The 15955-nt window shown below is 73.1% G+C and carries 13 protein-coding genes; 5 read left to right on the top strand and 8 right to left on the bottom strand.

Annotated elements, in window-relative coordinates; genetic code table 11:
- Positions 1–84: 84 nt before the first annotated feature.
- Together ACTWM8_RS10980 and ACTWM8_RS10975 are read left to right on the top strand one after the other, a co-directional pair.
- Complete coding sequence (locus tag ACTWM8_RS10980) at positions 85–2604, top strand: Tex family protein (RefSeq protein WP_446213720.1); 2520 nt, start codon at positions 85–87, stop codon at positions 2602–2604.
- 347 nt (positions 2605–2951) lie between these two features.
- Positions 2952–3386 carry a hypothetical protein gene (locus tag ACTWM8_RS10975; RefSeq protein ID WP_358002667.1) on the top strand — a complete coding sequence of 145 codons (435 nt, stop codon included), beginning with the start codon at positions 2952–2954 and terminating at the stop codon, positions 3384–3386.
- On the opposite strand, the gene ACTWM8_RS10970 is transcribed toward ACTWM8_RS10975, so the two are convergent.
- From ACTWM8_RS10970 to ACTWM8_RS10960, 3 genes are all read right to left on the bottom strand, one after another.
- On the bottom strand, positions 3349–4320 hold the full coding sequence (locus tag ACTWM8_RS10970) for a DUF389 domain-containing protein (protein ID WP_446213719.1): 972 nt from the start codon (positions 4318–4320) through the stop codon (positions 3349–3351). The genes ACTWM8_RS10975 and ACTWM8_RS10970 overlap by 38 nt on opposite strands.
- A gap of 74 nt (positions 4321–4394) precedes the next feature.
- The gene (locus ACTWM8_RS10965; RefSeq protein WP_446213718.1) at positions 4395–5027 is read right to left on the bottom strand and encodes a GNAT family N-acetyltransferase; all 633 of its coding nucleotides are present in this window, start codon (positions 5025–5027) and stop codon (positions 4395–4397) included.
- Complete coding sequence (locus ACTWM8_RS10960; RefSeq protein ID WP_446213717.1) at positions 5024–6265, bottom strand: glycosyltransferase family 4 protein; 1242 nt, start codon at positions 6263–6265, stop codon at positions 5024–5026. The genes ACTWM8_RS10965 and ACTWM8_RS10960 overlap by 4 nt, the downstream gene beginning before the upstream one ends.
- A gap of 121 nt (positions 6266–6386) precedes the next feature.
- Between ACTWM8_RS10960 and ACTWM8_RS10955 the strand changes: the two genes are divergently transcribed.
- Together ACTWM8_RS10955 and ACTWM8_RS10950 are read left to right on the top strand one after the other, a co-directional pair.
- Positions 6387–7541, top strand: coding sequence for a DegT/DnrJ/EryC1/StrS family aminotransferase (locus ACTWM8_RS10955; RefSeq protein ID WP_446213716.1), 1155 nt, complete (start codon positions 6387–6389; stop codon positions 7539–7541).
- Entirely contained in the window at positions 7538–8125 is a 588-nt protein-coding gene (locus tag ACTWM8_RS10950) for a sugar transferase (protein ID WP_446213715.1), read from the top strand. Before ACTWM8_RS10955 ends, ACTWM8_RS10950 begins: the two co-directional genes overlap by 4 nt.
- Before the next feature lie 77 nt (positions 8126–8202).
- Here the strand turns inward: ACTWM8_RS10950 and wecB are convergent, their stop codons facing one another.
- The 3 genes from wecB to ACTWM8_RS10935 are packed head-to-tail and all read right to left on the bottom strand — an operon-like array spanning position 8203 to position 11493.
- Complete coding sequence (gene wecB, locus ACTWM8_RS10945; RefSeq protein ID WP_446213714.1) at positions 8203–9327, bottom strand: non-hydrolyzing UDP-N-acetylglucosamine 2-epimerase; 1125 nt, start codon at positions 9325–9327, stop codon at positions 8203–8205.
- A gap of 13 nt (positions 9328–9340) precedes the next feature.
- On the bottom strand, positions 9341–10468 hold the full coding sequence (locus ACTWM8_RS10940; protein WP_446213713.1) for a polysaccharide biosynthesis C-terminal domain-containing protein: 1128 nt from the start codon (positions 10466–10468) through the stop codon (positions 9341–9343).
- The gene (locus ACTWM8_RS10935) at positions 10462–11493 is read right to left on the bottom strand and encodes an SDR family NAD(P)-dependent oxidoreductase (RefSeq protein WP_446213712.1); all 1032 of its coding nucleotides are present in this window, start codon (positions 11491–11493) and stop codon (positions 10462–10464) included. The genes ACTWM8_RS10940 and ACTWM8_RS10935 overlap by 7 nt, the downstream gene beginning before the upstream one ends.
- A 406-nt stretch (positions 11494–11899) precedes the next feature.
- On the opposite strand from ACTWM8_RS10935, the gene ACTWM8_RS10930 reads away from it, so the two are divergent.
- Complete coding sequence (locus ACTWM8_RS10930; protein WP_446213711.1) at positions 11900–13390, top strand: hypothetical protein; 1491 nt, start codon at positions 11900–11902, stop codon at positions 13388–13390.
- Here ACTWM8_RS10930 and ACTWM8_RS10925 read toward each other — a convergent pair.
- Together ACTWM8_RS10925 and ACTWM8_RS10920 are read right to left on the bottom strand one after the other, a co-directional pair.
- Positions 13377–14648, bottom strand: coding sequence for a glycosyltransferase (locus ACTWM8_RS10925; protein WP_446213710.1), 1272 nt, complete (start codon positions 14646–14648; stop codon positions 13377–13379). The two genes, ACTWM8_RS10930 and ACTWM8_RS10925, sit on opposite strands and share 14 nt — an antisense overlap.
- Positions 14645–15727 carry a glycosyltransferase gene (locus tag ACTWM8_RS10920; protein ID WP_446213709.1) on the bottom strand — a complete coding sequence of 361 codons (1083 nt, stop codon included), beginning with the start codon at positions 15725–15727 and terminating at the stop codon, positions 14645–14647. The genes ACTWM8_RS10925 and ACTWM8_RS10920 overlap by 4 nt, the downstream gene beginning before the upstream one ends.
- Between the last annotated feature and the right edge of the window lie 228 nt (positions 15728–15955).

The raw sequence follows: 15955 nt of genomic DNA, 5'->3' as shown, positions 1-15955 counted from the left end.
GCGCGTCGGGCGGGTGTGGCGAGCGGCGTCGGGGGCGGGCGGCAGAATGCAGCACGGAACCCACAGCGAAGGCGGATCAAGATCGTGACCCAGTCAGTTCATCAGCGGATCGCCGACGAGCTCGGCGTCGCGGAGCGTCAGGTGCGGGCGGCCGTGGAGCTGCTCGACGGCGGCGCCACCGTGCCGTTCATCGCCCGCTACCGCAAGGAGGCCACCGGCCTGCTCGACGACGCGCAGCTGCGCACCCTCGAGGAGCGGCTGCGGTACCTGCGTGAGCTGGACGAGCGGCGGGCCGCCGTGCTGGAGTCGATCCGCGGCCAGGGCAAGCTCGACGAGGCCCTGGAAGCGCAGATCATGGCGGCCGACTCGAAGTCCCGGCTGGAGGACATCTACCTGCCGTACAAGCCCAAGCGGCGGACCCGGGCGCAGATCGCCCGCGAGGCGGGGCTGGAGCCGCTCGCCGACACCCTGCTCGCCGACCCGTCGCGGGACCCGCGCGAGACGGCGGCCGGCTTCGTCGACGCCGACCGGGGCGTGGCCGACGCCGCCGCCGCGCTGGAGGGTGCCCGGGCCATCCTGATCGAGCGCTTCGGCGAGGACGCCGACCTGATCGGCACCCTGCGCGAGCAGATGTGGTCGCGGGGCCGGCTGGTCTCCCGGGTACGCGACGGCCAGGAGGCCGCCGGCGCCAAGTTCGCCGACTACTTCGACTTCGCCGAGCCGTACACCAAGCTGCCCTCGCACCGGATCCTGGCGATGTTCCGGGGCGAGAAGGAGGGCGTGCTCGACCTGACGATGGACCCGGAGGCCGAGGGCGACACCGACGCCGTGGTCACCGGCCCGACCCGGTACGAGGCGGCGATCGCCGGCCGGTTCGGGATCAGCGATCAGGGGCGGCCCGCCGACAAGTGGCTCGCCGACACGGTGCGCTGGGCCTGGCGTACCCGGATCCTCATCCACCTCGGCGCGGACCTGCGGATGCGGCTGTGGCAGGCGGCGGAGGAAGAGGCCGTCCGGGTCTTCGCCACCAACCTGCGTGACCTGCTGCTCGCCGCGCCCGCCGGCACCCGCGCGACGATGGGCCTGGACCCGGGCCTGCGCACCGGCGTCAAGGTCGCGGTGGTCGACGCCACCGGCAAGGTGGTCGCCACCGACACCATCTACCCGCACGAGCCGCGCCGGCAGTGGGACGCCTCGATCGAGATCCTGGCGAAGCTCGCCGGGGCGCACGGCGTCGAGCTGGTCGCCATCGGCAACGGCACCGCCAGCCGGGAGACCGACAAGCTCGCCGGTGACCTGATCAAGCGGTACCCGCAGCTCAACCTCACCAAGGTGGTGGTCTCCGAGGCCGGGGCGTCGGTCTACTCCGCCTCCGCGTACGCCTCCCAGGAGCTGCCCGGGCTGGACGTGTCGCTGCGCGGCGCGGTCTCCATCGCCCGCCGCCTCCAGGATCCGCTCGCCGAGCTGGTCAAGATCGACCCGCGCTCGATCGGCGTCGGGCAGTACCAGCACGACCTGTCCGAGGTGAAGCTCTCCCGCTCGCTGGACGCGGTGGTCGAGGACTGCGTCAACGGGGTCGGGGTGGACGTCAACACCGCCTCCGCGCCGCTGCTGACCCGGGTCTCCGGCATCGGCGCCGGCCTGGCGGAGAACATCGTGCTGCACCGCGACGCCAACGGCCCGTTCCGGTCCCGCGCCGAGCTGAAGAAGGTGCCCCGGCTCGGCCCGAAGGCGTTCGAGCAGTGCGCCGGCTTCCTGCGCATCCCGGGTGGCGACGACCCGCTGGACTCCTCCAGCGTGCACCCGGAGGCGTACCCGGTGGTGCGGCGGATCCTCGCCAGCACCGGGCAGGACCTGCGCTCGCTGATCGGGAAGTCGGCGATCCTGCGGGGGCTGCGGGCCACCGACTTCGTCGACGAGACGTTCGGCCTGCCCACCGTCACCGACATCCTCGCCGAGCTGGAGAAGCCGGGCCGCGACCCGCGGCCGGAGTTCCGCACCGCCACCTTCGCCGAGGGGGTGGAGAAGATCAGCGACCTGACCCCGGGGATGCTGCTGGAGGGCGTGGTCACCAACGTCGCGGCGTTCGGCGCGTTCGTCGACGTCGGCGTCCACCAGGACGGCCTGGTGCACGTGTCGGCGATGTCCCACACCTTCGTCAAGAACCCCCGGGACGTGGTCAAGTCCGGCGACGTGGTCCGGGTCAGGGTGCTCGACGTGGACGTGCCCCGTAAGCGGATCTCGCTCACCCTCCGGCTGGACGAGGACCAGACCGGCCGCCCTTCGGCCCCCGCCGAGGGCGGACGTCGGGAGCGGGGCGGGCCGCGCGGCGACCAGGGCGGACGGACCGGCTCCGACGCTCGCGGCCAGCGCGGCGGCACCGAGGCACGCGCCGGGGCCGACGGGCGCGGCGGCGGTGACCGGCGCGGCGGCGCCGACGGACGCGGCGGTGGTGACGGGCGCGGCGGGCAGCGCGGTGAGCGAAGCGGCGCGCGCGGCGGGTCGCGGGGCGGGCCGCAGCAGCGGCAGGGCCGTGGCGGCTCCGCGCCGGCCCCGGTGAACGACGCGATGGCCGAGGCGCTGCGCCGGGCCGGCCTGGCCTGACGCTTGACGGCACGGCGTGGTCCCCGCTCACGGCGACCACGCCTTGCCGGCCTGGCCTGACACTCGACGGCACGGCGTGGTCTTTGCTCACGGCCCCACGCCGTGCCGGCCTGCGGGCCGCACGACCCGGCAAGGCGGGACCACCCGGCAAGGCCGAAGCCGCACAACCCGGCAAGGCGGGACCACCCGGCAAGGCCGAAGCCGCACGCCCCGGCAAGGCGCGACGACCCCGCAAGGCCGGACGACCCGGTAAGGCCGAAACCCGGGCGACCCGCATGCCCGGACGACCCCGCGAGCCGGGACGACCGGGCAGGGCCGGGCCAGCATGGTGGGCGTACCGTCGCGGGATGGGTGCGGACGACGGCCTGCAGTGGCGGGAGCGGCAGCAGCGGGCGGTGCGGGCGCACGCGGAGGCCGCCGATCGGCAGCGGGCGGCCGAGCACGCGGAGGCCGCGGAGCTGGTCGCCTGGTTCGCCGCCGAGGCGACCCGGCGGGGCCTGCGGACCACGCCGCTGGTCGCCCGCGGGCACGACGGTCGCGGTCGCTACCGGACCCGACTGACCGGCTGGTACGTCGACCGCGCCGGGACCCGGGCGGTGGACACGGCGGGCCGGTTCCACCTGCTCAGCGTGCCGCCCAGCCTGCGCGGCCGGCTCTTCGGCGTCGACCCCGAGCCCGATCCGGCGCCGCTGGTGCTCGGTCGGGGCGGCCGGGACGGCGAGTCGATCCCGCTGCGGACGCTGCTCACCCGCCGACTGGAGGCTGGGGACGACTGGCGGTGACCCGGCCGGCGCGCCGGCCCACCCGCCACCACCACAGCTGCTGCACGGCGAGGGTGGCCAGCCCGGCGAGCACGATCGCACAGATGTTGATCACCAGCTGGAGCGCCGACCCGGCCGCCTCGTGCCACACCCCGTACGCGGCGGCGACGGATACGTTCGCGGCGGCCGGCACGGTGGTGACCGAGATCAGCACGCCGACCAGCGAGCCGGACTTCTTCGAGGTGAGCGAGAGCATCCCGGCGATCCCGGCGAGGATGCCGACGACCCAGGAGAGCGCGTCGGGCCGCCAGATGAAGTCGGTCAGCGGCCGCTCGGCGAGCAGCATCTCCCGGTTGACCAGGTCGACGGCGGTGAGCGCCCAGGTGCTCAGCACGGTGGCCACCATGGCGGCCAGGAAGCCGACCGTCAGCGCCTGCACCGAGCGGACGATGGTGCGGGGCTTGCGGCGCAGCAGCGCGACGCAGAGCGCGGCGAGGGGGCCGAACTCGGGGCCGACCACCATCGCGCCGACGATGAGAATCGGCTGGTCCAGCAGCACGCCCACGCCGGCGATCATCGTGGCGACGATGATCAGCGCCAGGTACGTCCCGGTCAGCTCGGTCTGCTCGCCGGTCTTGGCGGCGATCTCGTCCCAGACGACCGCGTCCTCGCCGTGACCGGGGGCGTCCCGGGCGGCCTGCTTCGCCGCCCGGGACAGGGTCAGCTCGACGTCGTCGGCGGAGATCCCGCCGCGCGCCTCGACCCCCAGCTCCTGCAACTGGTGCAGCACCCGGTCGGCGCTCTCCCGGACCACGTCGCAGAGGACCAGGTCGCCGGGGGGCTGCCGGGCCGCGCCGGGGATCACCGCCAGGTGCGCCACGCCAGGGTTGTCGGCGAGCAGGTCGACCACCTGGGACGACCGGTCGACCGGCACGATGATCCTCAAGTGCAGCACTGACGGGCCCCCTGCGGTCGAGCGACGTGCCTGCCTCCGGCCGCAGCACTGTACCGGTCAGCGCGGCGTCCGGCTCACTGCCGGTGCTCCGGCCCGGCGGAGATGCCGTAGCAGTTCATCCGCCGTCCCTCGGGCGTCGTGTAGGCGCCGAGCAGGGTCCAGCCGGCCCGGCGGTAGAAGCGGTTGACCCGGTCGTTGTCGTCGGCGTCGGTGGTCAGGTAGGCGGCGTCGACGCCCCGCTGCCGTACCGCACGCCACCACTGGTCGATCAGGCGCCGGCCGTGCCCGGCCTGCGCGACGGCGGGGTCGACGCAGATGGAGCTGAGCAGCGCTCCTCGGGCGGCGAGCGGCACCTCGCCCCGGTACGCCACGCCCCGCAGCAGCCGCAGCGCGGCGCGCGGGTCCCGCAGCGCGGGGCGGATGGCCGCGCGGGCCAGCCGCGGCCCGCGCCGGCGCAGCAGCCGGCGGAAGAACCCGTCGGGCGTGGTGGTGCCGACGACGACGCCGACCAGCGTGCCGTCGGCGGCGCGCGACACGACCGTCACCGCGTCGGGGTCGTCGACGAAGCCGGCGTAGAACTCGCGCAGGAACGGCTCGCCCAGGCGGGACAGGAAGAACCGCGGGAAGGCCCGGGCGTGCAGGGCCGCGGCGGCGGGCACGTCGGCCGCGGTCAGCTCGTCGGACCCGACGAGGTGGGAACTGGTCATCGACGTCTCCTGGTCTCCATGGCCTGGCGCAGTGCCGTCTCCACCCGGGCCACTCCGGCCGCGGCGGAGAAGGCGCGCGTGTAGTACTCCCGGCCCGCCCGGCCGAGCAGGCGCAGCTTCTCCCGCCCCAGCTCACATACCTCGCGGATGCCGTCGGCGATCGAGGAGGGGTCGCCGGGGCGGGCCGTGATGCCGGCGCCGCTGTCCCGGGCCACCGTCGCGACGTCGCCGTCGGCCGCGACCAGCAGGGCCCGTCCGGCGGCGAGGGTCGCCTGCACCTTGCTCGGCATCGTGTACGCGGACATGCCGCCCGGGCGCAGGCTGACGTAGTGCGCGTCGCCGGCCGCCATCAGCGCCGGCATCCGTTCGCGGGGCAGTCGTCCGAGGAAGCGGACGTTGCGGGCGGCGGACGCCTCGGCCCGGTCCCGCAGCCGGTCCTCCGCCGTGCCTGAGCCGGCGATCAGGCAGAGCAGCCGCGGGTCGTCGGTCAGCGCGCAGGCGTCGATGAGCACCTCCAGCCCCTGCGCCTCGCCGAGCGTGCCGGCGTACACCAGGACGACCCGGTGGTCGGCGATGCCGAGCTCCGCGCGGAGGTCGACCGACGGCGGCGCCGGGGTCTCGTCGGCCCACATCGGGATGTGGACGAGCTTCTCCTCCGGTACGCCCCGGCGGGCCAGCAGCTCGCCGACGCCGGGCGAGATGTACGCGACCCGGGCGGCGGCCCGGTACATCGCGGCGCACCAGCCGCCCATCGCCCGTTCGGCGAGCGCCCGCCCGGGTCCGTCGCCGAGGAAGCCGCTGGCCCGCACGCTGTCCGGCCAGAGGTCGAGCACGTGCAACACCACCGGGACGCGGTGGGCGTAGCGGACGAACCACATCGGCAGCGAGACGGTGATCGGTGAGTTGCTCACCCAGAGGGCGTCCAGGCCCCGCAGCGCGCCGGTGCCGGAGGCCAGTGCCGAGGCGGCGAACGAGCCGTAGGTCGCCATCCGGCGCAGGGCCGACCGGTCGTGGCTGGGATAGAGGGCGACCCGGCGGATCCGCACCCCGTCGCGGTCCTCGTCGGCGCGGCGGGTCATCCGGTAGCCGGGCAGCACCCGCCCGGTCGGGTAGTTCGGGAAGCCGGTGAGCACCTGCACCTCGTGGCCCCGGGAAGCCAGGCCGCGGGCCAGCACCCCCGGTAGTCCCGCCGGCCCCGGCTCCGGATCGAACCACTGGCTGAGCAGACCGACCCGCACGCGCCTCACCTCACTGGACAAGCGGTTCGAATTCACCGGAATCAGGCCCCTAACGGACTGGCGCAGTCTATCCTCACCCGAGGCAAATAGGACGTAAGTGCAGTAACCAGGAGGACCGGGCATGCATGACCGCACTCTTCCCTTCGCCCTACCCGACGTCGGCGATGCGGAGATCACCGCGGTCACGGAAGCGATCCGGTCCGGCTGGCTCACCGCCGGCCCCCTGGTACGCGAGTTCGAGCAGCGCTTCGCGGAACGGTGCGGCCCGGGCGTCACCGCGATCGCGGTGAACTCGGCGACCTCCGGCCTGCACCTGGCACTGGACGCGCTGGGCGTGGGCCCCGGCGTCGAGGTGCTCGTGCCCACCTGGACCTTCACCGCCACCGCCGAGGTCGTGGTGCACGTGGGCGCCGTCCCGGTGCTGGTCGACGTCGACCCGGTGACGCTCAACATCGACCTCGCCGACGCCGCCGCCAAGGTCACGCCGCGCACGGTCGCGGTGATCCCGGTGCATTTCGCCGGCCAGCCGGTGCCCGGCGAGCCGCTGCGCGAGTTCGCCCGTACCCACGGACTGGCCGTGGTGGAGGACGCCGCGCACGCCTTCCCGGCCGCGAGCGGCGGCGTGCCGGTCGGCGCCGGTCCCACCGCGGCCACCGTCTTCAGCTTCTACGCCACCAAGACCATCACCACCGGCGAGGGCGGCATGCTGGTCACCCGCGACGCCGACCTGGCCCGCCGGGTGCGGACCATGCGGCTGCACGGCTTCGACCGGGACGGCTTCGACCGCTACCGCAGCGACCGGCCCGCCTGGCGGTACGACGTGATCGAGGCCGGGTTCAAGTACAACCTGACCGATCCGGCCGCCGCGATGGGGCTGGTGCAGCTGGACCGGGCGGAGGCGATGCGCCGCCGGCGCGAGGAGATCGCCGCGCGCTACCGGGAGGCGTTCGGCGGGCTCCCGCTGGACCTGCCGGCGCCCGCGCCCGACGGCGACGTGCACGCCTGGCACCTCTTCGTGGCGCGGCTGCGCCCGGACGCCCCGCTCGACCGGGACGGGTTCATCACGGAGCTGTCCCGGCTGGGCGTCGGGTCCAGCGTCCACTTCATCCCGCTGCATTTGCACACGTACTGGCGTCGGCGGTTCGCGCTGACCGACGACATGTTCCCCGTCGCCAGCCGGGAGTTCGCGCGGGTGGTCAGCCTCCCGCTCTTCTCGGCGATGCGGGACGAGCAGGTCGACCTCGTCATCCACACCGTCAGCAAGGTACTGCGATGATCAAGAGATCCTTCGACGTCGTCGTCGCCGCGGTGGCGCTGGTGCTGTGCGCGCCGCTGCTGCTCGCGGTCGCCGCCGCCATCAAGCTGGAGGACCGCGGGCCGGTGCTGTTCCGCCAGGAACGGGCCGGCCGGCGCGGGCGGCCCTTCCGGATCCACAAGTTCCGCACCATGCGGGACGGGCCCGGCTCGGCCGTCACCTCGGACACCGACGACCGGATCACCCGGGTGGGCCGGCTCCTGCGGGCCAGCAAGCTGGACGAGCTGCCCCAGTTCTACGACGTGCTGATCGGGCACATGAGCCTGGTCGGGCCCCGACCCGAGGTGCGCCGGTACGTCGACTGCTGGCCGTCGGTGGCGCGCTGGCGCATCCTGTCGGTGCGGCCGGGCATCACCGACCCCGCCTCCATCGCGTACCGCAACGAGTCGGCGGAGCTGGCCGGGGCGGACCGCCCGGAGGACTACTACGTCTCCGTGGTGCTGCCGCGCAAGGTCGAGATGTACGTGCGCTACGTGGAGACCCGCAGCTTCCTCGGTGACCTGCGGATCCTGCTCCGTACCGTGCAGGCGGTGCTCGGCCGCTGACGGCGGCGACCGCCCGCCCTGTCCCACGACGACGAACCCCGCCGGAACCTGGTCCGGCGGGGTTCGTGCGGTGGGCCTCAGCGGCGGATGCCCGCCCAGTCGTGGTGGCGGCGCACGGTGGAGAGGATGAAGTCGACCACCCGGCGGGAGGTGTCCGGCACCGCGTAGTCGGCCGGGCAGGGCACGCCGTCGGCGGCCACCTGCTGGACGACCACCTCGATCGCCTCCACCACCCCGGCCGGGTCCAGGCCGGTCATCACGATGCCGCCGGCGTCCAGCGCCTCCGGCCGCTCGATCGACTCCCGCAGGGTGACCGAGGGGAAGCCCAGGATCGCGGCCTCCTCGCTGATCGTGCCGCTGTCCGACAGCGTGCAGCGGGCCCGGCTCTCCAGGTGGACGTAGTCGAAGAGCCCGAACGGCTCGTGGAACGCGATGCCGTCGAGGGCGAGGGCGTCGGCGGCCAGCGCCTCCAACCGCTTGCGGGTACGCGGGTGGGTGGAGACCAGCACCGGCAGGCCCCAGGCGTCGCGTACGGCGCGCAGGCAGTCCAGCAGCCGGTCCAGCCGGTCCGGCCGGTCGACGTTCTCCTCCCGGTGGGCGCTGACCACGAAGTACTCCCCCGGCGCCAGCCCGAGCTGGTCGAGGATGGTCGAGCGTTCGATGTCGGCCCGGTAGTGCAGCAGCACCTCGCGCATCGGCGAGCCGGTGTGCAGGATGCGCCGCGGGTGCAGCCCTTCCGACAGCAGGTTCCGCCGGGCGTGCTCGGTGTAGACCAGGTTGAAGTCGGCGACGTGGTCGACCAGCCGCCGGTTGGTCTCCTCCGGGACGTTCAGGTCGAAGCAGCGGTTGCCGGCCTCCATGTGGTAGACCGGCACCCGCATCCGGCGGGCCATCAGCGCGGCGATGCAGCTGTTGGTGTCCCCGAGCACGAGCAGGGCGTCGGGCCGCAGCTCGGCGATCGCCTCCTCCATGCCGATCAGCACCCCGCCGAGCACCCGCCCCAGCGACGAGGTGTCCACCCGCAGGAAGCGGTCCGGCTGGCGCAGCCGCAGCTCGGTGAAGAACACGTCCGACAGCGACCGGTCCCAGTTCTGGCCGGTGTGCACCAGCACGTGGTCCACCGTACGGTCCAGCCGGTCCAGCACCCGGGACAGTCTGATGATCTCCGGACGGGTGCCGACCACCGTCATCACCCGGGTCATGTCCGCTCCCTCCTCACGCCGCCACCACCGCCGGCTCCGGCGCGGTCAGCTCCACCGGCTCCGGCCAGGTGTCCGGCCGGGCGGGGTCGAAGATCTCGTTGGTCCAGAAGAGAGTGAGCAGCTCGTCCGACCCGGTGTTGACGATGTTGTGCGCCCACATGGTGGGCATGTCCACCACCACCGGCTCGTCGCCGCCGACCGGGAACCGGACGACCTCGTCCGTGCCGACCCGGCGCAGCCGGATCTCCGCGCTGCCGCGCAGCACGCAGAACCGCTCCACCTTGGCCAGATGGAAGTGCTCCCCCCGGGTCACCCCCGGCCGGCTGGTGGAGCAGAAGGTCTGCCCGCCGCCGCCGTGCGCCTTCACCGCCTCGAACAGTTCGCCGCGCAGGTCGGCCCGACGGGTCAGCGACAACGGGTAGCTGGCGGGGAAGCAGTGCGACCGGTAGGTGTTGAACAGCCGGACGGCGTGCCGGTCGGTCAGCGCCGGGATCTCCCCGCCACGGTATAGGTCGGCGTACCCGCCGAGCCGGTCGGCCAGTTCGCGTACGTCGGTGTGCAGGGCCGGCATGGCCGCGTCCCACGGGCCGCCGTCCGGGGCGCCCATCAGCCGCGCCGCGGCGTCGCTGACGTGCACCAGACTCAACTCCCGGTCCTCGTGCACCTCCGGCGACCGCTGCTCGGCGAGCAGCCGGCAGAAGGTGGCCACCACCGAGTTGTAGTAGGGCAGGCCGTGCTCGCCGTACAGGTTCGGTAGCCGCACGTCGACCAGGTCGGGACGGGCCGCGGCCAGGGTGGCGGCGGCGACGGCCTTCGCGTCGCCGTACGGGGTGCCGTTGCCGGCCTGCACCGAGTTGGCGAAGACCACCGCGCCGGGCGGCGCCGCGCACAGGCGCAGCGCCCGGGCCAGGGCCGCGGCCAGTTCGACGTTGCCCGCCGCGACGTCGCGGGCGTCGCCCCGGTTGACGCCGGCCAAGTGCAGCACCCGGTCGACGCCGTCGAGCTTCTCCGCCACCGTCGGGGCGTCCAGCAGGTCATTGCCACTGATCAGCACCGGCTCGGGCCAGCCCAGGGCGCGGGCCAGCACCCGCACGTGCCAGCCCAGGAAACCGCGACCGCCGGTGAGCGCCAGCCTCAGCACGCCAGCACCGGGTCCCGCAGCGCCAGCTCCGCCCGGATCTCCGGCAGCGTGAGCAGCAGGTCCATGATCTGGGGTACGTCCAGGCGCGGCGCGTTGGCCGAGTTGAAGTCCTCGGCCGGCGGCTGGGTGAGCTCGCCCTCGGAGACGTAGAGCGCGTAGTTCAGGTCGCGCGCGTCGACCGGCACCCGGAAGAACTCGCCGAAGTCGTCGGCCTGGGCCAACTCCTCCCGGCTGGCCAGCGTCTCGTCCTGCTTCTCGCCGTGCCGCACGCCGATCACCTCGATCTTGGACGGCATGTCGAAGAGCTGGCACACCGCCTCGGCCAGGTCCCCGATGGTGCAGGCGGCCGCCTTGCGGATGAACACGTCACCGGGGCGGGCGTGCGCGAAGGCGTGTTCCACCAGCTGAACCGAGTCGGTCAGCGACATCAGGAAGCGGGTCATCTCCGGGTTGGTGACTGTCGGCGCGCGGCCGGCCTTGATTTGCTCCACGAAGAGCGGGATCACCGAGCCGCGGGAGTACATGACGTTGCCGTACCGGACACAGGAGACGGTGGTCCGGCTGCGCGGGTTGTTGCGCGCGTGGGCCTGGGCGACCTTCTCCATCAGCGCCTTGCTGATCCCCATCGCGTTCACCGGGTAGACGGCCTTGTCGGTGCTCAGCACCACGACCGAGCCGACCCCGTTGCGCTCGGCCGCCTCGACCACGTTGGCGCTGCCGAGGATGTTGGTGCGGACCGCCTCCAAGGGAAAGAACTCACACGACGGCACCTGCTTGAGGGCGGCCGCGTGGAAGATGAAGTCGACCTCGTGGCTGGCCCGCAGCAGAGAGTCCGGATCGCGGACGTCGCCGATCAGGTACCGCACCCGGTCGTCGCCGAGCTGGCGGCGCATCGCGTCCTGCTTCGCCTCGTCCCGGCTGAGCACGCGTACCTCGCCGATGTCGCGGTCGAGCAGTCGACGCACCATGGTCTGACCGAAGGAACCCGTGCCGCCGGTGATGAGCACCCGGCGTCCAGCAGTCATGAAAGTCACTGACGCTCCCGTTCGTTGCCTGGCGATGTGCGGCGACCCGAAAACGGCGCAGGCGGTCGGGCCGGCACTTCCTGTAACGACGGATCAGAGACACCGAAACGCCTAATCAGGCCAAAAGAAGCACAAATACCCCAGACGGCGCGGACTGCCGCCGATTGCCGCGCGGATTCCGTTGATCCGAGCCAACGGGAGGCCATCGGGTGATATAACGCTTTAGACCGATTTACGATCTTTGGAATTGTCGCTCGGCCATCGGAAACCCTCCCTTGAGGAGTCTGGGTGCCGGACGCCAGGCGAGCCGACCCACTGAGCGCCCGAGGCTGATCCCCGGGGCGCACGGCGTCGGGACGAGATCGCGGGGCACGTTTCCGAGACGGACGAGGCTGGCGGTAGCGGGATGACCTGGTTGGACAATGGCCTGAGACAGCAGCAGCTCGGCTCGGGCGGCACGACCATGGTCACCGGGCCGGCCGCCACGGCAGGCAACGCCACCTCCCGACACCTCGACTCCTGGGCCGGCGGCCGGCACGCCCTGGAGCCGGTAGGCGGCTCGCCCGCGGGTCTCCGGCCATGGCTTCCTCTTCTCGCCGCGCTGACCTGGATGCTCGGCACGTTCGGGGCCTTCTGGCTCGGCGGGCAGGCCGAGCTGGTGCCGAATCCCGGCCGGCTCTGCCTCTTCGTGCTCGGCGCGACGGCGGTCTTCGCCCTCGGCTACGTCGCGCGGATCCTCCGGCACCCGCCCCGTGAGCGATCCACCGAGGATCCGGTCGACCAGATCCGACGGGCCCACCGCCTGGTGTTCTGGGGTGCCTGCTACTACACGCTGCTCGGCGCGGCACTGCTCGTCGAGTACGGTGCGAGCGGTCCGGGAAACATCATGCAGAGCATCATGAGCCCCGCCGAGGGATACGCGAGCAAGTTCGAGATCTACCAGATGCAGCAGGACGCCGGACGGGTCAGCCTGCCGATCCAGATCCTGACGTTGCTGGCCGTGCTGTCGACGGCGCTCGTCCCGCTGCTGGTCGTCTACTGGCGTACGCTCCCGCCCCGCCTGCGCGCCGCCGGCCTGGTGGGACTCGGCGTGTACGTCCTGTTCTTCCTGTACATCGGGACGCTCAAAGGCCTGGGTGACACGGTCGTCATGGTGCTGGCAGGCCTCATGATCACCTCGGTCGCCGGACTCCGGGGCCGATCCCGGCGACGGCCGCCCCGACGCGGGATGGCAACGGCGATGGCCACGGTGGTGCTGGTCCTCTTCGGCTGGTACATGGTCAGCAACCAGGCGGCCAGGGCGAGTCTGTTCGGCACCGAGGACGTGATGCGGCCGAGCCCGGCGGTGGAGCGGGTCATCGGACACGAGGCGGCGACCGGCGTGGCGGCCACCATCTTCTATCCCACCCACGGCTACCTCGGGCTGGCCTACAACCTGGAGACGCCGTTCGCCTGGTCACGCGGGCTCGGTGCCGCGCCGGCGGCCGCCTCCTACGCCAACCAGTACCTCGGTGCGGACTCCACCGCGCACCCGGCGTACCCGGCGCGCACCGAGGCCCGAACCGGTTGGCCGGCGGGTCTCTACTGGTCCACCGCCTACCCCTGGCTCGCCTCGGACCTCACGTTTCCCGGAGTGGTGGCGCTGATGGGGCTCATCGGCTGGTTCCTCGCGCGATTCTGGACCGAGGCCGCCTACGGCCGTCGCATCCTGTCCATGCTGATCTTCGTGCAGCTCGGGCTGCTCATCGCCTACCTGCCGGCCAACAACCAGTTGGGGGCGTCCCGGCCGTCGATGATCGGCATGGCCACCCTGCTCGTGCTCTACGCCTGGGCGGGAATCTCCCGCCGGCTGCGCGCCCAGGAGCCCACCGACGCCGGGGCCTTCACGCCGAGGTGAGACTGCCCCGGGGGTGCTGCGGAGCGGCCGGGGCGCCGCCACGGTTCCGGCCGGTCAGGCCGCCGAGGAAGGCTCGCATCCGCAGGCCCTGCGGCCGACTTCCCCGGCTGGTCCGGACGAACTCCGCCGCACCCGCGCCGAGACCTCGCGCCGCGTCGGCGGGCAGATCGAGGACACCGCGGATGGCCTGCCGCAGCACGTCCACGCTGTCCGGGTCGGCGAAACGCAGCCAGGGCGCGTACTCCTCGGGGATCCCGGGCAGGCGGGTGGTCACCACCGGCACCCCGGTGGAGAGGTACTCGATGAGCTTCGACGGAAACGAGTACCGCACGAAGACCTGGTCGACCGGTCGGGGATTGACCAGGACGGCGGCCTGGCCGAGCCGGCCCACCAGTTCCGCACGGTCGAGCAGCGTCGGTGGCGAGATCCGCAGGTCCTCGGCGGCCTGCGCGTGCAGCCAGTCGGTCAGCTCACCGCGCCCGTACAGTCGCAGCCGCAGATCCGGGTCCGGCAGGCCGCGGAACGCCTCGACGAGCCGGTCGACGCCGTAGGCCCGGGTCAGGCCGCCGGCGTAGACGACGTCCCGGGTGTGGCCCGCCGCGGACGACGTCGGTGCGGAACCAGGTGGCGGATCGAAGATGCCCTCCATCACCAGCCGTGGCCGGCCGGGCGCGAAGTCGTCGGCGAGCGCCGAGGTCAACGCGATGACCCCCGCACATCGGTGCAGGGCCGCCCGGACCAGCGCGACATCGAGGCCACGCAGCAGCCGGAGCAGCCGGCCGTCGGTGGGCTGCGCCACCCCGGGCGGATCGGTGAGCACCACCACGACCCGCAGGTCACGACGGCGGGCGGCCAACGCGCCGAACCAGAGGAACGGCGTGTGCACGCCGTGCACGAGCAGTACGTCGCTCCGCCCGTCCCGCAGTGCCCGGGAGCCGGATCGGCACGCCGCCACGAATCGGGTGAGGTGTTTGAGCCCGAGCAGGTTCACGAAGCCCAGCAGCGTGCCCTCCACCCCGTCCTGGCGGAACCGGTCGGCCCGGAAGAGGACCTGGCGATTGCGCGGGTACGTCGAGACCGGGGCGGCGGAGACGAGCTGCACCGGGCAGCCGGCGGCGCGCAGGCTGCGGACCATCGCCCAGGCGAAGGTGTGCGTCTGCGTCGCCAGGACGCTGTCCCGGGCGGTGATGTCGTCGAACACGTCGTCCGGCACGGTGAAACCGAGCAGGGTGACGCGTGGGCCCGACTCGGCGGTCACCGCCGCTGCTCCAGGATCAGCCGGTAGACCCGGTCCAGCGCGCCCAGCATCACGTCCAGGCCGTAGCCGTTGCCGACGACCTTGCGGGCCACCTCGCCGACATCGCGGCGTTCGGCGGGATCGGCGAGGAACGGCGCCAGCGCGGCGGCCAGCGCGGACGGGTCGTTCGGGGGAACCAGCCGGCCCCCGCCCTGCCGCAGCACCTCCACGTTGCCGCCGACCGCCGACGCCACCACCGGCAACGCGTGCGCCATCGCCTCGAGCAGCGCGTTGGACAGGTTCTCGTGCAGGGTGGGGAACACGAAGATGTCGGCGGCGGAGAGCAGGTCCGGCACGTCGGACCGGCTGCCGAGCATCCGCACGGCCACCGGTCCGGCGTCCTGGAGCGCCGCCTCGATGCCGGCCCGGTCGGGTCCGTCGCCGACGACCAGGAGCACCCGCCGGGCGGGGCCCGGCGGCAACCGCCGCAGCGCCCGCGCCAGCACCCCGAGGCCCTTCTCCCAGGTCAACCGGCTCACCACGATCATCGCCACGTCGTCGGAGCGCAACCCCAGCTCAGCGCGGACCCGCTCCCGGGACGCAGCCGGCTCGTCGGGGAGCGGCACGCCGTTGGGGATCACGCCGACGAAGCGGCTCGCGGTGCCGCGCAGGAAGTCCCGACCGGCGGCGTATTCGCAGACCGTCGCGACGTGCGTCGCGGCGCGCAGGGTGAACGGCTCGGCGCCGTGGACGAGCAGCCGGCGACGCCAGGACCGGCCCGCGTGGCGCAGATCCCGTACGGTGCCGTGCACGGTCACCAGGACGCGCGGGCAGCCGGCGAGCCGAGCCGCGAGGACCCCGTGGAAGCCCTCGTTCTGCAGGCCGCGCACGTGCACCAGGTCCGGTCGGACCCGGCGCAGCAGGCGCACCCAATCCCGCAGCAGCGCCACGTCCAGGCCACCGTTGCCCCGCGGCTGGTGCATCCGGACGAACTCGTAGTGCTCCGCCAGCGGCGAGGCGAGGACCCGCTCGACAGCCGTCAGTGGACCGTTGGCGCCGGGCGAGCCGGCGGAGTGCTGCACCACGACGGGACGGCTCACCGCCGACCTCCGTCCGTGGTACGCGCCGGACTGTCGACGTTGTCCTGTACCCCCACGCCTTCTCCGCTCCTCGACACGCATCTTCGCTGGTCACGCCCGTGCGACGCGACAGCGTACGATAACTCGGTCAAAACTTGCTTACACGTATAAAACGACCGAAGTGTCGAGGTGGCATGGAACAGGAAGCGCGAACGTCCGTGGCCGCGTCCCCGGTCGCCACCGCTGCGC

It is taken from the genome of Micromonospora sp. IBSANI012 (assembly GCF_052814045.1).
This window is presented reverse-complemented; position numbering and strand designations above follow the sequence as displayed.